At 68.6% G+C, this 22,609-nt stretch carries 18 protein-coding genes; 11 read left to right on the forward strand and 7 right to left on the reverse strand.

What is annotated here, in order from left to right:
• Window positions 1-54: 54 nt before the first annotated feature.
• Window positions 55-1,551, forward strand: a complete 1,497-nt coding sequence (locus KV397_RS16440) for a hypothetical protein (RefSeq protein ID WP_261811769.1) — start codon at window positions 55-57, stop codon at window positions 1,549-1,551.
• A gap of 16 nt (window positions 1,552-1,567) precedes the next feature.
• On the opposite strand, the gene KV397_RS16445 is transcribed toward KV397_RS16440, so the two are convergent.
• Window positions 1,568-2,629, reverse strand: a complete 1,062-nt coding sequence (locus tag KV397_RS16445) for a LacI family DNA-binding transcriptional regulator (RefSeq protein WP_261811770.1) — start codon at window positions 2,627-2,629, stop codon at window positions 1,568-1,570.
• A 60-nt stretch (window positions 2,630-2,689) separates the two neighbouring features.
• On the opposite strand from KV397_RS16445, the gene KV397_RS16450 reads away from it, so the two are divergent.
• Entirely contained in the window at window positions 2,690-3,928 is a 1,239-nt protein-coding gene (locus KV397_RS16450; RefSeq protein ID WP_153243265.1) for an MFS transporter, read from the forward strand.
• Between the two features lie 3 nt (window positions 3,929-3,931).
• On the opposite strand, the gene KV397_RS16455 is transcribed toward KV397_RS16450, so the two are convergent.
• The gene (locus KV397_RS16455; RefSeq protein ID WP_232763009.1) at window positions 3,932-4,588 is read right to left on the reverse strand and encodes a response regulator; all 657 of its coding nucleotides are present in this window, start codon (window positions 4,586-4,588) and stop codon (window positions 3,932-3,934) included.
• Entirely contained in the window at window positions 4,585-5,781 is a 1,197-nt protein-coding gene (locus KV397_RS16460; protein WP_248569937.1) for a sensor histidine kinase, read from the reverse strand. Before KV397_RS16460 ends, KV397_RS16455 begins: the two co-directional genes overlap by 4 nt.
• Window positions 5,782-5,896: 115 nt before the next feature.
• Between KV397_RS16460 and KV397_RS16465 the strand changes: the two genes are divergently transcribed.
• Both KV397_RS16465 and nucS read left to right on the forward strand, forming a co-directional pair.
• Window positions 5,897-6,721: a GAP family protein gene (locus tag KV397_RS16465; protein ID WP_261811771.1), complete on the forward strand. Its 825-nt coding sequence runs from the start codon at window positions 5,897-5,899 to the stop codon at window positions 6,719-6,721.
• A gap of 72 nt (window positions 6,722-6,793) precedes the next feature.
• Window positions 6,794-7,489 carry an endonuclease NucS gene (nucS, locus tag KV397_RS16470; RefSeq protein WP_047522024.1) on the forward strand — a complete coding sequence of 232 codons (696 nt, stop codon included), beginning with the start codon at window positions 6,794-6,796 and terminating at the stop codon, window positions 7,487-7,489.
• An 11-nt stretch (window positions 7,490-7,500) separates the two neighbouring features.
• On the opposite strand, the gene KV397_RS16475 is transcribed toward nucS, so the two are convergent.
• Window positions 7,501-7,749, reverse strand: a complete 249-nt coding sequence (locus KV397_RS16475) for a response regulator (RefSeq protein WP_261811772.1) — start codon at window positions 7,747-7,749, stop codon at window positions 7,501-7,503.
• Window positions 7,750-7,895: 146 nt separating this feature from the next.
• On the opposite strand from KV397_RS16475, the gene KV397_RS16480 reads away from it, so the two are divergent.
• Complete coding sequence (locus tag KV397_RS16480; RefSeq protein ID WP_134352609.1) at window positions 7,896-8,564, forward strand: HAD hydrolase-like protein; 669 nt, start codon at window positions 7,896-7,898, stop codon at window positions 8,562-8,564.
• A gap of 132 nt (window positions 8,565-8,696) precedes the next feature.
• On the opposite strand, the gene KV397_RS16485 is transcribed toward KV397_RS16480, so the two are convergent.
• Window positions 8,697-8,903 (reverse strand): cold-shock protein, encoded by a 207-nt coding sequence (locus KV397_RS16485; protein WP_017203899.1) that lies wholly within the window; start codon window positions 8,901-8,903, stop codon window positions 8,697-8,699.
• Window positions 8,904-9,498: 595 nt separating this feature from the next.
• Between KV397_RS16485 and KV397_RS16490 the strand changes: the two genes are divergently transcribed.
• From KV397_RS16490 to KV397_RS16505, 4 genes are read left to right on the forward strand one after another with little or no spacing between them, the layout of a single operon-like run.
• Window positions 9,499-10,323, forward strand: coding sequence for a shikimate 5-dehydrogenase (locus KV397_RS16490; RefSeq protein ID WP_261811773.1), 825 nt, complete (start codon window positions 9,499-9,501; stop codon window positions 10,321-10,323).
• 32 nt (window positions 10,324-10,355) lie between these two features.
• Window positions 10,356-12,194 (forward strand): substrate-binding and vWA domain-containing protein, encoded by a 1,839-nt coding sequence (locus KV397_RS16495; RefSeq protein WP_131491613.1) that lies wholly within the window; start codon window positions 10,356-10,358, stop codon window positions 12,192-12,194.
• A gap of 7 nt (window positions 12,195-12,201) precedes the next feature.
• Window positions 12,202-13,215: a hypothetical protein gene (locus tag KV397_RS16500; protein WP_261811774.1), complete on the forward strand. Its 1,014-nt coding sequence runs from the start codon at window positions 12,202-12,204 to the stop codon at window positions 13,213-13,215.
• 7 nt (window positions 13,216-13,222) lie between these two features.
• Window positions 13,223-13,927: an aspartate/glutamate racemase family protein gene (locus tag KV397_RS16505; protein WP_047522038.1), complete on the forward strand. Its 705-nt coding sequence runs from the start codon at window positions 13,223-13,225 to the stop codon at window positions 13,925-13,927.
• Between the two features lie 57 nt (window positions 13,928-13,984).
• Here KV397_RS16505 and KV397_RS16510 read toward each other — a convergent pair whose 3' ends face one another.
• Entirely contained in the window at window positions 13,985-14,119 is a 135-nt protein-coding gene (locus tag KV397_RS16510; protein WP_256535463.1) for a hypothetical protein, read from the reverse strand.
• Window positions 14,120-14,317: 198 nt separating this feature from the next.
• Between KV397_RS16510 and KV397_RS16515 the strand changes: the two genes are divergently transcribed.
• Both KV397_RS16515 and KV397_RS16520 read left to right on the forward strand, forming a co-directional pair.
• Window positions 14,318-15,469 carry a calcium:proton antiporter gene (locus KV397_RS16515; RefSeq protein ID WP_261811775.1) on the forward strand — a complete coding sequence of 384 codons (1,152 nt, stop codon included), beginning with the start codon at window positions 14,318-14,320 and terminating at the stop codon, window positions 15,467-15,469.
• 46 nt (window positions 15,470-15,515) lie between these two features.
• The gene (locus KV397_RS16520) at window positions 15,516-16,466 is read left to right on the forward strand and encodes a methyltransferase family protein (protein ID WP_261811776.1); all 951 of its coding nucleotides are present in this window, start codon (window positions 15,516-15,518) and stop codon (window positions 16,464-16,466) included.
• Here KV397_RS16520 and KV397_RS16525 read toward each other — a convergent pair.
• A complete protein-coding gene (locus KV397_RS16525) occupies window positions 16,406-22,429 on the reverse strand; it encodes a DUF5979 domain-containing protein (RefSeq protein WP_261811777.1) in 6,024 nt (2,007 codons plus the stop codon). The genes KV397_RS16520 and KV397_RS16525 overlap by 61 nt on opposite strands.
• Window positions 22,430-22,609: the final 180 nt, after the last annotated feature.

The raw sequence follows: 22,609 nt of genomic DNA on the forward strand, positions 1-22,609 counted from the left end.
GCGGGAGGCGCACCGCGCGGTTCTCCCTCTGCACGAACGTGCAAGAGTGGTCGCATGCGGGCGTGGGTGCGGGAGCTGGCCGGTGGGGTCGGAGCCCTCGGGCTGGCACTGATCACCGCCGCGCAGGTCGCTGCGTCCGCGCGATCCGAGTTGCTGTTCCGTGACGCGGATTCCCTGGTCGTGGCGATGTTCGCACGGTCCGTCCTCTCCGGGCAGCCGATGGACTGGGCGATGTCGAGCGTGCTGTTCCTCCCCGAGACCGCGGTGTTCGCCGGCCTCGACACGATCCTGCCGTTCGAGGTGGACGGTCTGTTGGCCGTGAGCGCCGTGGTGAACCTGCTCGCCCTGTACGGAGCCGTTCGCGTCGTCGCCGGCCGTCGGTCCGAGCGATCGGCGCCCGTCACGTGGTCGTTGCTGAGCGTCGCCGCCTTCACCGTGCTCGCCATGACCGCAGTATCGGCGTCTCGGGATGCGCTCGAGCTCGCGTCCTTGACGTTGACGACGACCTACTATGCCGCGACCGTCGTCGCCGTCGTGCTCTCGGTCGGACTGGTCCGGCGGGTGTTGGACCGGGGGTCGGGCGGCGCCGTCCCGCTGATCGCGCTCGGCGCCACAGCCCTCGTGTCGACCCTGTCGAATCCTCTCTACGCGGTGTGGGCGACGACGCCGATCGCCCTGCTGCTCGCCCTGCTCCTGATCCGAACGACGCAGAGGGCCCGGATCGGCGCGGTGCTCGCCGCCCTTCTCGCCGGGACGATGCTCGGACTCCTCGGACGTATTCCATTGGCGGCATGGATCGCCAACACCGGTGCCGGCTACGTGCAGCCCGAACGGTGGTCCGAGTCTCTGCAGTACTACGGCGCGCTGCTGATCGGCCGACTGTCGACCCCCGGCGGGATCATCGCCGGACTGCTCGTCCTCGCGCTCTTCGTGCTCGCCGGCTTCCGCACGGCACGGGCCTCAGACGACGGCACCCGCTTCGTCGCCACGATCGCCTGGCTCATGCCGGTCCTCGTCGCGGTCGGGGCGATCGCGGTCGGCACTCACGCGTCCCGCTACCTGCAACCCCTCGCCTTCGCACCCGTGCTCGCGCTCGTCGCATCGCCTCGCATCGTGCGGATGCCGGTACGGGTCCGTCCGATCCTCGCGGCCGCGTCCGTCGCGCTGCTGGTGGCGGGCGGCGCAGCAAGCGTCCCTCGGCTCGCCGCCGCCGCTCAGGTCACAGACCCCGACCTGGCCTGCGTGACCGAGTGGATCGACGCGTCCGGCCGCACCGGCGCCGGTCAGTTCTGGACCGTCCGCCTGCCGAAGCTGCATCTGCAGGATCCCGCCCGACTCGTCCAGGTGGATCACGAACTGCGGGGCTACGCCTGGCTCGTGAACCGGCACGACTTCGACGTCGGCGAGGTGACGTTCCTGCTGGAGGACGCGCAGACCCTCCCGTGGATCCTGCCGCTCCCGGCCGTGCCCGAGGAAGTGGTCGACTGCGGCCGCTATCGCATCCTCGATTTCGGCGAGACCGCTCTCCCGCTCGGACCGCAGCGCAGTTGACCCGGACCGTGCCCGGTCAGCGCGGGGCGGGGCCCGTCGTGGTGCCGGCGTGGAAACGGCAGGTGAGATGCTGCGTGATGCCGGGTTCGCCCCGGAGCATGCGTGCGATCTGCTCCCCCGCTGCCCGCCCCTTCTCGACAGCCGGCTGCACGCTGGTCGTGAGGCTGAGGTCTCCGAGACCGTCGAGCGCGATGCCATCGAATCCGGCGACGGAGAGGTCCTCCGGCACGCGGAGTCCCGCCTCCTCCGCGGCGCGGATCACCCCCACCGCGAGCAGATCGCTCTGCGCGAGCACGGCTGTCGGCCGGGTGGCGGGATCGGCGAGGAGCATCCTTCCCACCAGCACCCCTTCGTCGATGAGGCTTCCGGCGGCGGATATCGCGAGGGCGTCGGGGAAGATCTCTCGCGTCCCGGCGAGCCGATGGATCGTGACATCGACGGTGGCGTTCGCGAGCCGCTCGGGAGTGATCGCCGTCCGTTCGCGTTCGGTGTCGAGGGGAAGCGTGACCAGGGCGACGTCGCGGTGGCCGAGGTCCCGCACATGGCGCGCGATGTCGGCGGAGGCTGCCGCGTTGTCCAGAGTGATGCGCGGGATCGACTCCCCCGCGTCTCCCTCGATCACGACGACGGGGAGGCCGCGTCCGACGACGATCTCGAGTGAGGATCTCGTGCGCGCCGAACAGCCGATCAGCACGACCGCATCCACCGGCGCATCGGCGATACCCGCACCCTCTTCCCCCGGCTCGTCGCGCATCAGCAGGATCCCCGCACTGAGTTCGGCCAGCCCGTCGGTGAGTCCGTCCATCAAGGCGGTCGTGACCGGGTCGAGGAAGGCCGCGCGGAGATGACCTTCGAGCACGACCGCGACGATGCCGCTGCGTCCTCGCCGCAGGGATGCCGCTCGCGGGTCGGGGCCGGCGTATCCGAGGTCGGCCGCGGCGGCGAGGACCCGCTCCCGAGTCGCGGGGGCCACCTTCGCCTTGCCGCTGAAGACGACCGAGGCGGTGGAGGTCGCCACACCCGCCTCGCGCGCGACGTCAGCGATCGTGGGCCGACGTGGCGTCTCCTGACTGCTCATACTTCGAGGATAGCTCCCTTCGTTTCCGAATTGTCGAATCGATTCGATAGGCTGTGCGGCATGGATTCAGCCCTCACCCGATCGCAGTTCGTCCGCTGGCGTGCGGCGATCTTCGCCATCTTCCTGGCGAGCGGCCTCTCGATCGCGACCTGGGCGTCGCGCGTGCCCGGGATCAAGCAGGCACTTGATCTCGACAACGCGCAGGTCGGCCTGATCCTGCTCGGCATGGGCATCGCGTCGATCGTCGGCATCTCGACCGGCCCTGCTGTGATGGCACGCACCGGAGCGCGACGGGGGATGCTCCTGACGATGCTGACGTTCGCCACCGGCATCGTGCTCGTCGGGTTGGGCGCGAACGTATTCGGCTCCGTCACGGTGGTCCTGATCGGCATGGCGCTGTTCGGCTTCGGCAACGGCTCGGTCGACGTGATGATGAACGTCGAGGCGACGGCGATCGAGCAGCAGATGAAGCGCACGATCCTTCCCGTGTTCCACGCCTTCTTCAGTTTCGGCACGGTCATCGGCGCGGCGATCGGCGCGCTGGCGGCCCAGCTCAGGATCGACGTCGCCACGCACGCCACCGTCATCGGCGTACTGATCGCCGTGATCGCGGTGGTCTGCTTCTTCCAGGTGCCGTCACGAGAGGCAGCTCTCGACCCGACGGATCACGAGAAGCCGCCGTTCCGCGCACGCATGCACACCGCGTTGGAGGCATGGCGCGAGCCTCGGACTTACCTGCTCGGCATGGTGATGCTCGGGATGTCGTTCGCCGAGGGAGGCGCGAACGACTGGATCGCGCTGGGCACCGAACAGGGGCACGGCTTCGCGGAGGGCACGGGGGCGGTATCCCTCGCGGTGTTCTCGATCGGGATGACGACGGTGCGACTGTTCGGCGGGCCGCTGGTCGACCGCTTCGGTCGCGTCCTGGTGCTGCGCATCCTCGCCGTCGCCGCGGCGTCCGGCATCCTGCTGTTCATCCTCGCGCCGACCTTCCCTCTCGTGCTCGTCGGTGCGGCGCTGTGGGGGGTCGGTGCATCGCTCGGCTTCCCCCTGGGCATGTCCGCGGCCGCAGACGATCCGGCCAAGGCCGCGGCGCGGGTGAGCGCCGCCGCCACGATCGGCTACGTCGCCTTCCTCGGCGGCCCGCCCGTCCTCGGGGTCATCAGCGAGCACATCGGTCTGCTCAACACGCTGTTCATCCTGGTCGGGCTGGTCGTGCTGTCGGGGCTGTTCTCCGGAGCCGCCCGTCCACTCCGCGAAGACGAGAAGACACCGGTGGCGCGCACGGAGCAGGGCTGAGGCTCAGCCCTCGCGCCCACGCACCAGAGCGGCCGCGTGGGAACGGCTGCGCGCGCCGAGTTTCGTGAGCACGTTGGACACATGCGTCTTGACGGTGGGCACCGAGATGCGCAGTCGCGCCGCGAGCTGAGCGTTCGACCACCCCTGGAGGATGCCGTCGAGCACCTCTTGCTCGCGCACGGTGAGGTCGTCCTGCGCCCGCCTGCCCGGCGCCTGCGTTCCCGGTGCCGGATGATCGGTGCTCCGGACGACCGCGGCGAGCGCTCGTCTGGTCACCCGCGGATCCAGCGCCCCCTCCCCCGCAGCCACCGAGCGCACTGCCTGGACGAGGGTCGGCGCATCGACCGTCTTGAGGAGGAAGCCCACGGCGCCGGCACGGATCGCCCCGAACACGAGCTCGTCCTCATCGAAGCTCGTCAGCACCAGGACGTCCCCGAAACCGCGCTCGACGATCTCCCTGGTCGCGGAGATCCCGTCGCGACCCGGCATCCGCAGATCCATGAGCACCACGTCGGGTCGCAGTGCAGCCGCGTTCCGGACGGCCACGTCACCGTCCGCCGCTTCCCCGACCACGGTGATGCCTTGCGCCTCGAGCATGATGCGCAGACCGGCTCTGATCGCCCCGTGGTCGTCGGCCAGCAGCACCGTGGGGGCCGTCACGCTCGCACCTCGACCGGGATGCGGCCTTCGACGGACCATCCGTCCGCGACCCGGCCGGCCGAGAATTCACCGCCCAGTGCACCGACACGTTCCCGCAGCAGTTGCAGTCCCCATCCCTCGTCGCCGTGCGCGGCTGCCGCACTGGCGACCCCTCCTCGCGAGTGCACCCCGACGCGGACCCCGGCTCCGTCCCCCTCGATCGTGATGTCGACCTCGGCACCACTCGCGTGCCGGATGCAGTTCGTGAGGGCTTCGCGCACGATGCGGACAACGGCCTGCTCGGGGCCGGCACCGAGGTCGGGAAGCTCGCCGGCGGTGAAGCGGATGCGGAGACCCGTCCGCTCCGCCTCCTGCACGATGCCCGCCAGGTCGGACCAGCGCGGTGTCGGGGTGAGACTCCCGTTTCCGCGACGCAGGACCGAGATCATGGACCGCAGGGCGCCGTGGGCGTCGAGACCTGCATCGCGGACAGCCCGCAGCGCATCCCGGTCCGTCGTGCGGTCGGGCTCCATCGACAGCGCGGCCTCGGCACGGATCGCCATCGCCATGACGTGGCCGGCCACCACGTCGTGCAGCTCCCGTGCCATGGTCTCCCGTTCGCGCTGCACGGCCTCGACGCGGTCCCTCTCCGCGACGGCGGCGGCTTCTTCCGCGCGCTGGCGGTGCAGCTCCGCGAGCTCATGGGCTTGGGACACGGCGACGGCCCACCAGTAGTCCGTGCCGAAGATCGCGCCGAACTGCACGCCGATGAGGAAGGCGACGGGGAATCGCACGTCGGTGAAGAGCCAGGCAGCCAGGAAGAGGAGGATCGTCGACGCCCCCAGCAGCCCGAGCAGTACGCGGCGCCCGTGCGGTCCGGCGAGGAACGCCGCCGTCCACAGCACGTCCAGCAGCACGACGAGGGTGCCGAGGCCGCCGACGGTGAGCAGATCGATGACGAAGAGCAGCGTCACCAGGACGAGCACCGTCGTCGGCATCCGCCTCTTGGCCAGCGCGAGCGCGCATGCCGGCAGCGCGAGCACCAAAGACCACCAGGGTGAGAACGGCTCGGGGAGAATCGAGAACGGCCCCCAGATACCGCGGAAGCCGAGCGCGGCCATCACGATCGCGAGAAGGGCCATGCCAACAGGATCGGTCCACCAGCGGTGACGGCGATACCAGGCGCCGAATCCGCCGTCGACCTGCTCATGCATGCCCTCATGCAATCACGGTGCGCGTGCCGGCGCATCCGACGAAGGGATGAGGAGGGCGGCGAGAACGGTACTTTCGCCCGATCCGTCACGGCTGCACATCGGCGAGCGTGAAGCCATGGAACTCTTCGGCGGGCTGCCGCTCCCCCTTTCTCTCGCGCTCCTGGCGCTGATCGACGGACTGAGTGTCGGCACTCTCCTCATCCCGGTCTTCCTCCTCCTGCATCCGGGACGGATCCGTGCCGGTCGCATCCTCCTCTACCTCGCCACGATCGCCACGTTCTATCTGCTCGTCGGTCTCCTGTTCCTCTGGGGATTGGTGAACCTCGTCGACGTGGCTTCCGCCTTCCTCGCGTCTCCGGCCGGGCTCATCATCCGTCTCCTCGTGGGAGGCGGGCTCCTGATCACGGCATTCGTGATGCCGACGGGCGACAAGACGGCGAAGAGCGGGTCCACCGAGACGATCGCTCGGCCGAGCACGCCCGCCGCACAGGAGGAGACCGGCGGCCGGTCGCCGATGACACCCGACCCACCCACCGCGACGACGACGGCCGGCACCCGCCCCGGACGCATCACGCGGTGGCGGGAGCGTCTGCTCGATCCGCGCACCCGGGGGACCGCGGTGATGGCGGTGGCGATCGCCGCGGGTGTCGTGGAGATCGCCACGATGCTCCCCTACATCGTCGCGATGACGATGCTCGCGGATGCCGGGATCGACACCCCGCTGCGTGTGATGTCGCTCGTCGGATACTGCGCGCTGATGATCCTGCCCGCGATCATCCTGCTCCTCCTCCGCCTCGTCGCCGCGCCTCTGGTGCAACGACCGCTCGAGCGCTTCGCCGCGTGGATGCAGCGCACCGGCGCCGAGAACACCGCCTGGATCATCGGCATCATCGGATTCCTGATCGCGCGTTCCGCCGCCAGCGAGCTCGGGCTCTTCTAGCCATCGGCTCGTTCCCGGCCGCCGCCGTAGACGGTGCGTCGAGGCACCTTCCCGACGAAGTAGGCTCGACGGGTGCGTCTCGTCATCGCCCGCTGCTCGGTCGACTACACCGGTCGGCTCAATGCCCATCTCCCGCTCGCCACGCGTCTGCTCGTGCACAAGGGAGACGGGAGTCTGCTCGTGCACTCCGACGGTGGAAGCTACAAGCCGCTGAACTGGATGAGCCCGCCGTGCTCGCTGTCGAGCGAGGTTCCCGGCGAGGAAGAAGCGAGCGCCGGCGTCGTCGAGGTGTGGCGCGTGACGCACAAGAAGACCGGTGACGCACTGCGCGTGCAGATCTACGAGATCATCCACGACACGTCCCACGAGCTGGGCGTCGACCCCGGACTGCAGAAGGACGGCGTCGAGGCCGACCTGCAGCGGCTCCTCGCCGAACAGGTCGAACGCATCTCGGAGGGCGCGACGCTGGTGCGCCGCGAGTACCCCACAGCGATCGGACCGGTCGACCTTCTGGTGCGGGATGCCGACGGGGCTGCGATCGCCGTCGAGATCAAGCGACGCGGCGACATCGACGGCGTGGAGCAGCTGACCCGTTACCTCGAGCTGCTGGGCCGCGACCCCCACCTCTCCCCCGTCCAGGGTGTCTTCGCCGCGCAGGAGATCAAACCCCAAGCCCGTGTTCTCGCCGAAGACCGGGGCATCCGCTGCCTGGTGCTCGACTACGACGACATGAAGGGCATCGAGTCGGGCATCCCCCGCCTGTTCTGAGTCGTTCCCTTTCAGCGCGCGGCGATGAGCCGCGGCGTCGGTCCTTCCAGCCGCGCGATGGCGATCTTCACCTCGAAGACCTCCTGCTCGATGCGTGTGAACCGCGCGTCGAACTTCGCCTCTTGCGCGTCGAACCTCGCGTCCACTGCCGCGAACCGCGCGTCCATGCGACTGATCATCCAGCCGAATCCGCTGACGGTGGCCACCAAAGTCGTCGCCCCGGTCGCCAAGATCGTGATGATTTCCATCGACACGTACATGCCCCCCCATTCTCACCCGTGAAACCGCCGTTGTCACGACCTTATATGGAGACATTTCGTGTTCACATGAGGTGTGCATAAGGTCCTTAGGTGCACACCTGTGCAGGAAGCACGGTCATCCTCTCGCGGCACCCTAGGCTGGGAACATGTCCCACTCCCCCTACTCCTGCGTACTGTGGGACGTCGACGGCACCATCGTCGATGCCTCCGTCGGCATCCTCCGTCGGCTGAACACCGCGCTCACGCACTTCGGCCACCCCGCGCCGACACGCGAGGAGCTGGTGCACTGGATCGGGCCTCCGATGTTCCAGTCGTTCCAGGACCAGGCCGGGATGACCCCGGAGCAGTCCGCCGAAGCAGTCGCCTTCTACCGCACACTCGGCAAGGCAGACGGGTACACGACCGACGTCGCGACCTACCCGGGAGTGACCGAGCTCATCAACGAGCTCCATGCCGCGGGTGTCCCCCAGGCGACGGCGAGCTCCAAACCCGAGAACCAGGTGGACGCACTCGTCGACCATTTCGGCCTCCGCCCGGCATTCCTCACCACCGTCGGCGCGACGCCGGATGAGGCGACCCTCGCATCGAAGACCGACATCGTCGCCGAGGCCCTGCGTCGCCTGCGCGACCTGGGCGCGGACACCTCGAATCCGGTGCTCGTCGGCGACCGGCACCACGACGTCGAGGGAGGCGCTGCCAACGGCGTGCCGGTGATCTTCGTCGAGTGGGGCTTCAGCGACCCCCATGAAGGAGACGACGCCGCATTCCGCGTCGGCTCCGTCCCCGAACTGCGCACGCTGCTGATCGGCAGCTGACCGCGAGCCGGCGGTCAGCGGGCACGTCGCTCATCGTGCCCGTGCGACCTCATCGCCCGGCAGAAGCACAGAACTCCCGACGGAGTGCGCTCGTGACGCGCTCCGTTCGGGGAGTTCTGTGTCTCGCCCGTCTCAGACGGGGCGAATGTTCTCTGCCTGCAGGCCCTTGGGGCCCTGCGCCACATCGAACTCGACTCGCTGGTTCTCTTCGAGAGACCGGTAGCCGGATGACTGGATGGCGGAGTAGTGCGCGAAGACGTCAGCGCCTCCGTCGTCGGGGGAGATGAAGCCGAAGCCCTTCTCCGAGTTGAACCACTTGACCGTGCCCTGGGTGCTCATGTACTGCCTGTTCTGCTGGGTAAAAAGCCGACGCAGGGATGCCCCGACACCGCTAACGCTAGTGGAGGAGGCCCGGAGAGGAATAGCCGCGGCAAGAAGGTAATCCAAATGTTGCATGAGCGGCACACGGCCGTGATCCGGCAGGCGGGCGCGTGGGAGGGGGCATGGACGCCGCCCGGAAAATGGTGTGGCCCTCACCGCGGGGGGAGCGATGAGGGCCGAAGACGACCGGAGGGTGCGTCAGAAACAGCCTAGCTCCTTTTCGGAGGCCTTGTCCCCCTTTTGGGGGACAAATCCGAAAATCGGTGAGGACGACGATAGCGGCCCCCTCGAGTAGCCCATTGGGGACTGAACTACTCGAGAGGGCCCAATCGCATGCACGGATCGTCTTGGCCCTGGGGTGGCTCTTCCGTCTCCTGGGGAGAGACGGGGACGATCAATCCCCGTGTGCATGCACCTTCACCATAGGGGAGGAGGCCCGATCCCGCCACGGACGCCACCCCGGTGAGCTCGAACACGGCCGGAGTGCGGATCCCGCGCGGATCCTGGGTTCCGGGCGGAGATGGAGCGAACAGCACGCGAGTAGCCTGAAGCGGTGACGCTGCTCAACAAGGACATGACACTGTGCATCTCGCTGTCGGCGCGGCCGAGCAACAACGGGACACGGTTCCACAACCACCTCTATGAAGCGCTCGGGCTGAACTGGATCTATAAGGCCTTCGCGCCGACCGACCTCGCGCAGGCCATCGCCGGGGTGCGGGGACTCGGCATCCGCGGCTGCGCGATCTCGATGCCCTATAAAGAGGACGTCATCGCGCTGGTCGACCGGATGGACCCCTCCGCCACGGCGATCGACTCCGTCAACACCATCGTCAACGACGAGGGCGTGCTCACGGCGCACAACACCGACTACACGGCGATCGCGCAGTTGATCGCCCGCAACGAGCTCGATCCCGCCGCGTCGGTCCTGCTCCGCGGTTCGGGAGGCATGGCCAAAGCGACCGCGGCGGCTTTCCGCGACGCCGGGTTCGGCGAGGTCACAATCGTCGCCAGGAACGAGACGAACGGACGCGGACTCGCGGCGTCGTACGGCTTCGACTGGCGTGCGGACGTCGCGGACGCGACCGCCGACATCCTGGTCAACGTCACGCCGATCGGGATGACCGGCGGACCGGACGAGCACGCGCCGGCGTTCTCCGACACTGCCGTCTCGACGGCTTCCGTCGTGTTCGACGTCGTCGCACTCCCGGCGGAGACGCCCCTGATCAGGGCGGGACGAGCAGCGGGAGCGACGGTGATCACGGGTGCGGAAGTGGCTACCCTGCAGGCGCTCGAGCAGTTCGTCCTGTACACCGGCATCCGCCCGACCGCGGCGCAGGTGCAGGCCGCGGAGGAGTTCATGCGCGCGGGGACGCCGTGATCGCCGCGACGATACCTGGGTAGCCTAGGCGCATGAGCGCGCCTCGCACCGTACGAAGAGACATCCCCCGACGGACGACCGCCGCCCTGGCCACGGCAGCGGTCATCACCCTGACGCTGGCAGCCTGCACGGGCGGGGAAGCGACGCCGACGCCCGACGGGAGTCAAGGATTCCCCGATGACGGGTGCACGCACATCGCCATCGCGACGTCGTCGGAGAAGGTCAACATGCTCGACGAGCTCGCGACCGCCTTCAAGGACTCACCGGAGCACGAGGCGCTCGACACGTGCGCCACGGTGCGCCCGACGAACGTGTCGTCCGGAAACGCCGCGCGCTACCTCACCTCGGGCGAGGACTGGCCGAGCGACGACCGCGCCCTGTGGCCGACGCTGTGGTCGCCGGCGTCGACCGTCTGGACCGATCGCGTGAGCGCAGCCGCCTCGGCGAACCTCGTCGGCTCGCCGGCATCGTTCACGCGCACGCCGGTCGTGTTCGGGATGCCCGAGCCGATGGCCAAGGCCCTCGGCTGGCCGGACGAGCCGATCAGCATCACCGACCTCGAAGGCCTGTGCCAGGACCCCGACGGGTGGGGGAGCGTCGGAAAGGACATCTGGGGCGCGTTCAAGATCTCGAAGACGAACCCGAACACCTCGACCACCGGACTCTCGACCATCCTGATGCAGTCCTATGAGGCATCGGGCAAGGCGGAGGGACTCACGTCCGCAGACGTCGACGCCGCTGCCGACTTCTCGCGCGTCTTCGAGGAGTGCGTGATCCACTACGGCGACACCACGGGAAACGTGCTCTCGACCCTGTACGACGAAACGCAGAACGGCGCCAACGGCTCCGCGTACGTGTCGGCCGTGGCGCTGGAGGAGACGTCCCTGCTCAACTACAACAAGGGCAACCCCGACTCCCACACCGTCCAGCCGGGCGAGACGCTGACTCCGCCGAAGACGAAGCTCGTCGCCGTCTACCCGTCCGGGGGCTCGATGTGGTCCGACAATCCCGTCACCGTGCTCGGTGCCGACTGGGTGACAGCGGAGCAGCGCACCGCGGGTGAGGCCTTCGCAGCCTTCCTGCAGACCACGGCGGCTCAGGAGATCCTGCCCGAGTACGGCTTCCGCCCGCTCGACGAGTCGGTCCCGCTGGGCGACCTGTTCACCGCCAACTTCGGGGTCGACCCGGCACAGCCCCGCGTGACGCTGCCCAAGCCCGAGGTCGACGTGATCTCGACCGCGATCGACCAGTGGACACAGGTGCGAAAGCCTTCGTCGGTGCTGGAGCTCATCGACATCTCGGGCTCGATGGACGAGCCGATCGGCGACGGACGCTCGCGCCTCGACGGTGCGATCCAGGGCGCGCAGACGACCCTCGACCACTTCCGCTCGACCGATGAGGTCGGGGTCTGGGCCTTCACGACGGATGTCGACTCCCCAGAGGGCGAGGGCATCCAGGTGCTGCGCCGTGTCACGCCGCTGGGCGCCGACGGCGAGAAGCTCGACTCCTCGCTCGATGATCTCCGGTACGCGCAGCGCAACGGCACGCCCCTGTACGACGCGGTCCTCACGGCCTACGAGGCCATGAGCGAGCGGGCAGAGCCCGGACGCATCAATGCGATCGTCGTCCTGTCCGACGGCGAGGACACCGACTCCTCCACGTCACTCGACTCGCTGATCGCGAAGATCGGCAAGAGCACGAAGGAGGGCGGCACCGACGCACCGGTGCGCATCTTCCCGATCGCCTACGGCTCCGGTGCCGACACCTCGGCCCTGCAGCGTATCGCCGACGCCACCGGAGGGCAGATGTTCGACGCCTCCGACGCCGAACGCATCGACCTCGTCTTCGCTTCCGTGATCAACAACTTCTGAGGTGGGCATGATCAGCACCACGACATCCGGTTCCGGCTGGATCGATGACGCGATCGCTGGTCTCGGCGCGGGTGACGTGTACGTGTCGCCCGATGTCTCCGACAGCTCCGGGCTGACCGAAGCGCTGACGGGAGTCGTGCCCTCCGACGGATCGGTCGCGGTCGTGGTGCTGCCGAAAGACGCCGGCATCGACAGCCCGTACAGCACCTACATCCTCGAGAAGCTCGTCGGTGCGACCGATCAGCCGACCGTGGTGCTCGCCATCGGAGACGACCTCCAGGCCGCCTCGACGGCGATCGAGAGCGAGCAGGCCCTGTTCATCGCGAACACGAACGAGACGGCCGCAGACGGCGACACGCAGACCGCGCTGGTCGAGACCGTGCAGCAGATCGTCGACGAGACGCCGTCCGCGCCGGGAGCGGGTGCCGGTGGGGGAGGAGCGGACTGGCTGCTCCCCGTGATCATCGGCGGCGCCGTGCTGGTGGCCGCCGCGGGGACGGCGATCGGCGTGCTCGCCCGGCGACGTCGCAAGCCCGAATCCCCTGCGACGGCGGATCCCGTGCCTCCCGGCATCCGACTTCGGGTGAATCGTCTGCGCGAACTCCGCAGCGACTACGCGAATCTGCCGAACTCCCCGACCTCTGCGGAGACGGCACACGGCATCGATACCCTCGCCTCGCACGTCGAGCAACTCTTCGTCCGCCTCGACGCCAAGGCGGAGGCCGACCAGATCGTGCTCGCGGAAGCCGAGTACTCCGACAAGCTCGCACGCCTCGTCGCGGCGCTGGAGCCCGACTACCTGCTCGATCTGCTGACGCGACCCGACCTGTGGGACGCCCCGGACGAGCGCATCGGCGAAGTGCGCGAGGCATTGACAGGCGTGACGACGCAGATCGTCGACAACATCAAGCAGGTCAACGCCCGCACGGGTCTGCGCTTCCAAGTGTCGTTGGATTCCCTCATCGGCCGCTCGGAGTTGCGCGACTGGGAACGGCGGTTCCGGCAGAGCTCGGGGGAGTGAGGGTGAGATGAAGACCATCGGAGTGCTCGGAGGAATGAGCTGGGAGTCGTCGCTCGAGTGGTATCGGCTCGCGAACGAGCGCGTGCACGGGCGGCTCGGCGGTCACCACTCGGCGCGCATCCTGCTGGACTCGCTCGACTTCGCCGTGATCGAGGAGATGCAGGCGCGGGACGACTGGGACGCGGCGGGTGCTCTGCTCGCCGATCGTGCACGAGCGCTCGAGGGCGCCGGCGCCGAAGTGCTGGTGCTGTGCACGAACACGATGCACCTCGTCGCGGATCGGATTCAGAACGCGGTGACCATCCCCTTCCTCCACATCGCCGATGTCACCGCCGAGGCGATCGCCGCCTCCGGGATGCAGACGGTCGGGCTGCTCGGTACAGCGTTCACGATGGAGCGTCCGTTCTACGCCGAGCGCCTCGCGACCCACGGCATCCGCACCATCGTGCCGGAGGAGGACGACCGGGCGGCCGTGCACTCCGTCATCTATGACGAGCTCGTGCACGGCGTGATCCGCGAAGAATCACGCCGACGCTACGTCGAGGTGATCGAGCGTCTGGTGTCGCGGGGAGCCGAGGGCATCATCCTGGGTTGCACCGAGATCGAACTCCTCATCTCGGCCGCGGACGCCCCTGTTCCGGTGTTCCCGACGACGGCGCTGCACGTCGACGCCGCGGTCGATCTCGCCCTCGGGAACTCGTCCACGCCGTGAGTGCCCGGCGGAGGCGACGCGACTCGGCCCCGTCACCCCCGCCGAACGGGAGTTCACTCAGCCCTTCGCGCCTTTGCGGGGCTTCAGGAACTCGTCTGGTGCATTCTTCTCGCGCTTGGCCGCACGCTTCTCCTTGAGCGTGAGCTGCGGCGCCTTCTTGCTTCCTCGACCCTGGATGGACTTGCCTGACATGGTTGCTCGCTTCCCCTTCTGTGGCTGGCGTAACCTCTGACCATAGCCCGTTGCCTGCGGAAGTCAAATTACTTTCTGACCGGGTTGTTTTTGCTACACTGGACACCGCTGAGCACGACGTGGACACAGCGCTGCGACGGGGACGACCCCGGCCGCGGTCACCAGTCGGGGACGACCCCACCTCGAAGGAGTCCAGCGATGTCACGCACAGCGCTCAGACAGTTGATCAGCGGCACGGACATCGTCCGCATCGTCCTCGGATGGGGTGCCTTCGCGGCTCTCCTCCTGCTGCACCCGGTGTTGGCCGCCCCCGTGGCCGCCCCGGTCCTCGTGATCGCCCTCGGCGCGATCATCGCCGTGATCCTCGTGTGCGCGTTCGGTGTGGTGAAGCAGGCCGAGGCCCTCGCCCATCGACTCGGCGACCCCTACGGCTCGCTCGTCCTGACGCTGTCGATCGTCCTCATCGAAGTCATCCTGATCTCGGCGGTCATGCTCGGCCCGGGAGAGCACGCCACCATCGCGCGCGACTCCGTCATGGCCGTCGCGATGATCATCCTGAACCTCGTGATCGGGCTCGCCCTCCTGCTCGGCGGTCTCCGCCACCGCGGCATGGCGCACAACCGCACCGGCACGTCGGCGTACCTGTCGATGCTCATCGTCCTCCTCGCGCTGGCCTTCGGCCTCCCGGCCCTCATCGGCACGGACGGGTCGTTCACGACCGCGCAGGAGATCCCGATCATCATCCTCACCGTCCTGCTGTACGCGTTCTTCCTGTACCGGCAGATGGGTGCGCAGGCGAGCGACTTCACCGAGGTCGACCCACGCCTGCTGCAGAGCCCGCAGCACCAGGAAGAGTCCGAAGCCGGCAGAGGCATCCGTCAGGTCGTGGCCGAGCACCGCACCGAGGTCCTCGTCCGCCTCGCGCTGCTGGTGGTCACCGTCATCCCGATCGTGCTGCTGTCGCACGACATGGCGGCACTCCTCGATGACGGTCTGGGTCGCCTGGGCGCCCCGGTCGCCCTCGCCGGAGTGCTCATCGCGGGCATCGTCTTCCTCCCCGAGTCCATCACCGCCGTGCGAGCGGCCCTCGGCGGCGAAGCCCAGCGGGTGAACAACCTCTGCCACGGCGCCCTGGTGTCCACGGTGGGACTCACCATCCCCGCGGTGCTGATCATCGGCATGTTCACCGGCCAGACCGTGGTCCTCGCTGAGTCGCCGGCGAACCTGCTGATGCTCGCCGTCACGCTGCTGCTCTCGGTGACGACCTTCGCTGCCCGGCGCGTGACCGCGATGCACGGTGCCGCACACGTGGTGACGTTCGCCGTCTACCTCGTCGTGCTGTTCAGCTGAGGCGTCGACCACCGATCGAACGGAACGTCCACCTAGACTGGCCGCTGTGAGGGCGACCCAACGACCATCGGCGTCTGCCACGAACGACGCCGTGACGTGGGGACGCCTCTACTTCGCCGTCCAAGCCGCCGCCGGCACCGCCTGGTGGGTCGCGGTGTTCGCCCTTCCGGCCGTCCGCACCGCGACGCTGGGCGCGCTCGACTTCCGGATCGTCGCCGCACTGGACATCCCGTTCTTCGTGATCGCGTCGGCCCTGGTCGCGTGCGGTGTGCGGAAGGCCGTCTGGATCGCGGCACCGTGGACCGTGCTGGTCGCGATCGGAATGGTCGTGTATGCCACGGTGACGGCGACCGCGGGCTGGGGTGCCCTCCTGATGGTGGCGGCCGCGGCGGGATCGTCAGCGGCCGCGGTCATCCTCCTCCTGGGGCGCGTGCCCTCGGAATGGCTGCTCATCGGGCCGTTCCGGTTCCGTCCGGCGGCGGAGGCCAGTGCCAGGACGCTCGTGTCGAAGACCACGCTCCAGACCCTGGTCTTCTCGGGGACGTTCCTCGTGGCTCTGCCCGCGATCATCGCCGGTTTGGAGTGGCGCTGGGGACTGCATCTCGCCTTCCCCCCTGCCGCCCGCGTCGGCGGAGCCGTCCTGTTCGTCGCGGCGTTCGCGCTCTCGACCTGGTCCTCCACTGCGATGGCCGTGCAAGGGGCCGGCACGCCGTTGCCGTCGTCGACGCCGCGCCGGCTCGTGATCACGGGCCCCTACCGCTTCGTCCGCAATCCGATGGCGATCGGCGGGATCGCACAGGGCGTGGCCATCGGTCTGATGGTCGGCTCCTGGCTGGTGATCGTCTATGCGCTCAGCGGCTCCCTCGTGTGGAACGCGCTGGTCCGCCCGCTCGAGGAGGCCGACCTCGAGGAACGTTTCGGATCGGCGTTCCGCACCTACCGCGACCGGGTCTCCTGTTGGATCCCGCGACGACCGCTCATCGCGTCCGCGGGCTGAGCGGTACCGAAGCGCCGCCGACCGATCAGAAGTCCGCCCGCGAGGAGGAGCAACAGCCCGATCCCGGCGAACAGAGACGCGGAAGGCCCATCGAGACCCGTCGACGGCAAGCCACCGCCACCTCCCTGATCCGGATCCGGATCCGGAGGCAGGACCGGATACACGTTCGTGATCGCGGCGATCTGCGAGAACGGCGGTTCCGCTCCCTCCGTGGCGGGCGTGGTGATCGTCACGGTCTGTCCGTCGTTGATCCGGGAATCCTCTCCGAACGCGCCGACAGCTCCGGTCTCGGAGACCTGACACACCGACCCGAGAGGAAGTCCGTCCAGACGCGTGCGCAGGTCGCTCGCGCTCGAGACGCTGAGGATGCCGTCGTCCGGCAGCACCAGCGGGACCCCGGCGACCGTGCACTCGACCAGGAACTCGAAGACATCCGGCGCGCGGTCGGCGTCACCGGCCACGACCTTCTGCACCGCGAGGTCGCCGTCCAACAGCGTCACCCCGGCCTGCACAGGGGCCACGGAGTACTCCCGCCCGCCCGCATCCGTCCCCACGGCGCCCATCTGGTTCCACGCGAAGCCGCCGGCGTCGGGAACGGTGATCGGAGCGAGGTCCGGGTACGCGGTCGACTCCGGGACGTTCTGCGTCTCGTAGTGCAGCGCGAGCACCTGACCCGGCGCGAACGCCCCCTGGGCGGTGCCCGTGAAGTCGATCGTGACCCGGATACCGGTGACTTCCTCCCACGCTCCCGTGTACGAGAGCACCGGCACCCAGGTGGCGGTGGTCTCACAGAGCAGATCACCGAACCACGCAGAGTTCGAGCCGGTCCCCACGCACGGCGACGCGGACGTCGTGACATCCAGCGTCAGGGTCGCTCCGCTGGGGAGGACGTTCGCGGCGAGCGACTCCGGAAGGAGCACCGGGTCGAACGTGCTGTTGCGTGCGCCACCCGTCGCGAGCAACCGGTCGCCGATGCGCGGCAGGGGATCCACGATCGACACGGTCTCGAAGCCGACGGTCCCGCTGTTTACGACGGACAGCCGCCAGTCGTCGGTCGCGCCGACCGCCGTGTAGGCAGCGCACGGCGTGCGGGTGTATCCGTCGGGGTCCAGCGGGCAGGCCGCGTCGGGGTTGTTCAGGTTGACCTGACCGTCGACCAGATCACCGTAGATCTCACCCTTGACGTACTTGTACGCGGCGAGGGATCCGCCCGGCGACGGCTGCACGTAGTTGGTCGTGCCGCACTGATCGGGGTCCAGGTCGGGCACCGTGCCCTCGCCGTTCCCGGACGTGTTGGTGCACGCGGTGAGCTCTTCCTCGGTGGTGACGACGAACGTGTTGGTCGTGAAACCGTCGAGAGCGAGTCCCGGAGCGAGCACGAGGTTCACGGTTATCGTGAAGACCTCACCGGGCGACATCCGGTTCCCGCCGTCCGGCCAGGTGAACGTCACGTTCTTCCCGGTGTCGTCGATCAACGCGGACACGTCGGTCGACAGCGTTCCACCTGCCGAGGTCTGGTAGATCGGAGGGGAGAAGTCCCAATCGAGGTACTCGGGGAGCGTGTCCTCGAGCTGGTCGATCGTGAGGAACCCGGTCCCGGTGTTCGTGAACTGCAGCGTCCACGGGAGGCTCGCGCCGATGGAGACGACGTGACTCGATCCGGGCTGCGACTTGACGACGTCGATCTGGTGCGTCCCGGGGTCGATCGCCAGTTCGGCGTCGGCGTCGGCATCTGCGTCGGCGAACAGCCCATCGAGCCTCTCGCTCACGACCGTCGCCGCGTTCGGCAATGCGGACGGAAGAACGAGCGCGGATCCGTCGCGCTGGGTCGCCAGCACGACGACGTCGAAGGCGAGCTGCGCGGTCCAGTCCTCCGGAGGGGCCGTTCGTGAGAAGACCTCGCCGGCGGCGTTGCGGAACACCGCCCGGAGACCGAGGATCTGCGCCGGGTCCGTGCCCGCGGGGAGTGCCGCGGTCGCCGCGAACGCCCCTTCCACCCAGGTGGCGCCCACGAGTGCATCGACCCGCACCTGATCGGCGCCGGCGGGCAGCACGGTGCTCAGCGCCGGGTCGGGCGCGAGCTGCACGCCGTTCCAGAAGTCCGCGTCGGCGTCCGTGATGGTCACCTGCTGGGTGGCCGCGGTCGACGCGCCATCCGTCGCCTCCAGCGTCACGGTGACGGGGTCGTCGAGCTCGGTCTCGAGGATCGCATCCGGATCGATGCTCTTCGCGAGGGTCGCGTCGAGCAGAGCGCTGACGAGGACCACCGTGTCGTTCGCTGTGTCGCTCGGAGTCGAGGCGTTGCCGGAAGGCGTCAGCACGGGGTCGTAGGACTGGGCGATGACGTCGTTGGCGACGGTGCCGGGCTCGACGAGCTGATCCGCATCCGAGCGCTCGAACTGTCGCACCTTGGTGACGATCTCGATACCCAGATCCTCGCCGGCACGGATGCTGCCGCCCTCGGTCGCCGGATCGATGCCGTGGAAGACGACGCTGACCCCGACCACCGTCGCGAGCGCATCCGTGGCGAGCGCTCCCGCGTCGGTGAGGGAGAGCGTGCGGGTGCTGAGCGTCCCGTCCGCCGCGCGGTCCCACAGGGTGACGGTCGAGGCGTCCGGGTCGACCTGGTCCGCCGGGTAGGTGAAGGAGAGCGACTGCACGTCGACCCGCTCGTACGGGTTGGTGTCCGGGTCGTAGTCCGCACCGTCGAACGGATCGTCCGCCCAGGCATCCGGTGCGCTCACACACTGGTCCGCCGCACCGGCGACACAGGGGATCGGGTCGGTCACCCGCACGTAGGAGGCGCGCGCCGTGCTGTCGTTCCTCGCCTCGATGTCGAAGGTCACGTTCGGATAGTTCGCGGGATCCACGTCGGCGGACTCCGGAATCGTCACCGTCGCGGGGGTGACCGTCTTGTCCACCGAGACGAGGGGAGGCTGGTCGATGAGGGTGATGTTGTCCTGCTCGATGTCGCTCCCGTTCCCCGCCGCCGACGTCCAGTCGCCGCGCAGGCTGTTCCAGACGATGCCGGGGTCGGGGTCGTTGAACGTCTCATCGGCGCTGACCCACCGGTCCGCTGTCGCGGTCTCGTCGCGGACGACGTTGCGCAGCTCCCAGGTGAGGAAGGTCGGCCGGTACTGCCCGACCGCCGACGTCGCCAGTCCGGAGCCGGGTTCGGGTCTCGTCGGATCCGTGCTCGCGGTCCGTGCGGCATCGTCCGGCTCATAGATCATCAGGACACCCGTGGTGCCGGCGGTCTGTTCCGGCGTGAGGGTGTAGCCGACGAAACCGTCCGCCCCCATCCAGGAGCCCCCGGGGGCGGCGATCGGGGTCCATGCACCGTCCACGAACAGCCAGACCTCGGTGATGTCATCCCACGCGAGCAGCGGGTCGTCCTCGAGGGTGACCGGATCGACGCTCAGCAGATCGAAGGCCTGGAAGACGGTGCTCGCCGGCCCGGGCGGATCCGAGTCCGGGGTGGTGGCGGGATCGGTGAGCACGAGGGTGTCGATGCCCCTGGTCCCGGTCCGCCACTCGTTGCGCGTCGAGACGATCGCGCCGGACTGCGCATCGAGGAAGTCGACATCCGTGGTCTTGTCGCTCGTCTGGACCCACCGCTTGTTCGCGTCGATGCCCACGCCCTCGTCCGTGGCGGGGGTCTGGACGCCGATCGTGTCCTGATCGGTGACGACATCGCTGTCGATCCCGTCCGGAAGACCGTCGACCTCACCGTGGCTCTGCGCGCTGGCCTCGTTCTCGTAGACGGTGGGCACCTGTGCCGACTGTTCGTCCTCCGGGTCGTCCCGGGGGTCGGTGGGGCCGGATCCGTCGCGCAGATCGGTCCGCGCATCGAACACCAGGTTCGGCACGACGCTGAACCCCTGCGCGAACCCGTCGGGGTTGTCGAACGTGAAGCGGATGCCCGTGACATCCGAGGGCACGTCGGGTGGGGTGAGTGCGGCGGCGAACTCCGCGCGGCTCATCTGGAACGTCTCCGCAGTCGCGCCCGTGCTGACCGTGGCGAGAGTGACCCAGGAACCGTCCGGACGCTGGTACTCGACGGTGGCCGTGGTGTTCGGCGGAACCTGGGTCGGCGCGATCGCCACGATGTCGAAGGCGTTCCAGAAGTCGTCGGTCTGGTCGTCGCGCCAGGAGTCCTCGACGACGATCTGGGTCGAATCGACCTGTGCGACGCCGGTCTGGGTGGTCGCGGTCAAGCTGGCGACGACGCTGTTGCCCGGCTCGACCGCGCCTCCCGGTGTGATCTGCTTGTCGAGCGCGACGCCGATCTGCGGGTAGTAGACCCCGATGTCATCGGACGCCTCGCTGTCGGCGGTTCCCACGTCGTTCGTCGCCGTGACGTCGATCGTGTTCGTGCGCTGATGCGTCGGTGCCGCCTCACTGACGAGTGACAGCCCGGGCTCGATGGCGACATCGACGGTCGCGACGGTGGTCGCCGGGATCTGCCCCGTGAACTCGATCACGAAGCCGGTGACCGTGCCCGCGGGCGGTACCGGGGAGGAGCCGTCCGCGAAGGCGACCGGCGACTGCGGAACTCCGTCGATGTACCAGGTGATCGTGCCTCCGGTGGCGCCTGCCGGGTAATCGATCCCGGACGGGAATCCACCGAAGACCATGTCGGCGTCGAAGAAGCCCACGTCGGAGATCGTCAGGCTCTGCACGGGGCCGTTCGACGTGTTCGTCGCCGTCAGCTCGGCCGAGGCCTCTCCGCCCGCAGCGAGTTCGGCGGGGGTGATCGTCTTGCCCGCGAGAACATCGACGGTCAGCGGTCCGATCTCGTAGGGAGCCGTTGCGACATCGCTCTCCGTCGCGCCGCCGGGAGCGTTCACGGTGGAGGTGATGCTGTTGGTGACCGTGTCGCCGCCCGCCAGCGAACTGTCGTCGTTGCGATCCGTCTCGCGCTGTTCCACGACGAAGGCCGTCGAGGCGGCGGCGTCGGACTCGACCGTTCCCCCGGCGTACGTCAGCCGGATACCACCGACATCCGCCGGATCCGTCCCTGCCGGAAGAGCCGGGGTGGCGGCGGGCGTGCCCGGCTGCCAGCTCCAGGTCCCCGCGACCTCGTCGTACGTGTAGACGTCGACCTGCACCGTGGTGGCCGCAGGAGGCAGACTCGTCGCGCCGAATCCCTGGAAGTCGACGATGCGGAAGGGGTTGTCCGCGCCGAGCGTCGTCGCCCCGTCCACCGCGCTCGTGGGCTCCTGGATCACGAGCGAATCGGCCCCGACGTTCGACTGGTTCTGCGCACCCATCGTGATGGTCGAGGTCACGCCCGGGTCGAACTGCTGGGATTCGGGCAACCAGCTCTTGCTGGCTTCGACGCCGATGACCGTCTCGACCGTGACGACGGCGTCCGCACTGTCCTGGATGGTCGCCGGAACGTCTCCGGGACCGTTGTCCCAGTCCGCGGTCGCGGTATTGGTGACGGTGTCGCCGTTGTACGCCCAGTCGGCCGGAAGATCCAGGGGCGCGCGCAGCACGACGCTCAGCTTCAACGTCCCGCCTGCTTCGAGTCCGATCCCGCCGTCCACCGGCTGCTGGAAGACGACCTGGACCGTGCAGTCGTCGCTGACCTCGACCGGCACGCCGCCTTCTTCGACGCACCCGGTCGTCGTCGCGGTCAACGGGAGCGTGGAGGGCGTGTACGAGGAGCCGACGAACTGGAAGCCCGCGAACTCGGCGGGCAGCGTGTCCGTGAGAACGACGTTGAGGCAGTCCACGTCGTCACAGACCAGGTCGACCGTGTAGGTGAACTCGTCGCCGGGTTGGAGACTGTCCTGCGTTTCCAGATCGTCGACGCGCTTGTCGATCCGCAGCGACGACTCCACGGCCTGCGCGGCGAGGGGAACGGCGAACCCGGCCCCGACGAGTCCGAAGATCGCGACGAGAGCGAGCAGGAGGCGGCGCAGTCGGTGTTCAACGGGTCGAGACGTCGTGGACATGGTGCTCGTTTCGTGGGGAAGCCGCAGGGCAACGAAGGCGTGCGTGTCGTCTGGAGTTTAGGAGCCGAGATGGTTCTCTACCAGGGGTTGTGGACGCTCTCTCACCCGCGCGGGGTGAGGACGACCACGACCTCTGGGATAGTGGCCTCACACGTGACGTTCCGCACTCCAGGAGGACCC

This window comes from Microbacterium aurugineum (assembly GCF_023101205.1).
Classification (GTDB): domain Bacteria; phylum Actinomycetota; class Actinomycetes; order Actinomycetales; family Microbacteriaceae; genus Microbacterium; species Microbacterium aurugineum.

Coding starts and splice junctions, on each gene's coding strand:
- KV397_RS16440 (WP_261811769.1), top strand. CDS start 55: ATGCGGGCGTGGGTGCGGGAGCTGGCCGGTGGGGTCGGAGCCCTCGGG.
- KV397_RS16445 (WP_261811770.1), bottom strand. CDS start 2,629: ATGAGCAGTCAGGAGACGCCACGTCGGCCCACGATCGCTGACGTCGCG.
- KV397_RS16450 (WP_153243265.1), top strand. CDS start 2,690: ATGGATTCAGCCCTCACCCGATCGCAGTTCGTCCGCTGGCGTGCGGCG.
- KV397_RS16460 (WP_248569937.1), bottom strand. CDS start 5,781: ATGCATGAGCAGGTCGACGGCGGATTCGGCGCCTGGTATCGCCGTCAC.
- KV397_RS16465 (WP_261811771.1), top strand. CDS start 5,897: ATGGAACTCTTCGGCGGGCTGCCGCTCCCCCTTTCTCTCGCGCTCCTG.
- KV397_RS16475 (WP_261811772.1), bottom strand. CDS start 7,749: ATGTACGTGTCGATGGAAATCATCACGATCTTGGCGACCGGGGCGACG.
- KV397_RS16480 (WP_134352609.1), top strand. CDS start 7,896: ATGTCCCACTCCCCCTACTCCTGCGTACTGTGGGACGTCGACGGCACC.
- KV397_RS16485 (WP_017203899.1), bottom strand. CDS start 8,903: ATGAGCACCCAGGGCACGGTCAAGTGGTTCAACTCGGAGAAGGGCTTC.
- KV397_RS16495 (WP_131491613.1), top strand. CDS start 10,356: ATGAGCGCGCCTCGCACCGTACGAAGAGACATCCCCCGACGGACGACC.
- KV397_RS16500 (WP_261811774.1), top strand. CDS start 12,202: ATGATCAGCACCACGACATCCGGTTCCGGCTGGATCGATGACGCGATC.
- KV397_RS16505 (WP_047522038.1), top strand. CDS start 13,223: ATGAAGACCATCGGAGTGCTCGGAGGAATGAGCTGGGAGTCGTCGCTC.
- KV397_RS16510 (WP_256535463.1), bottom strand. CDS start 14,119: ATGTCAGGCAAGTCCATCCAGGGTCGAGGAAGCAAGAAGGCGCCGCAG.
- KV397_RS16515 (WP_261811775.1), top strand. CDS start 14,318: ATGTCACGCACAGCGCTCAGACAGTTGATCAGCGGCACGGACATCGTC.
- KV397_RS16525 (WP_261811777.1), bottom strand. CDS start 22,429: ATGTCCACGACGTCTCGACCCGTTGAACACCGACTGCGCCGCCTCCTG.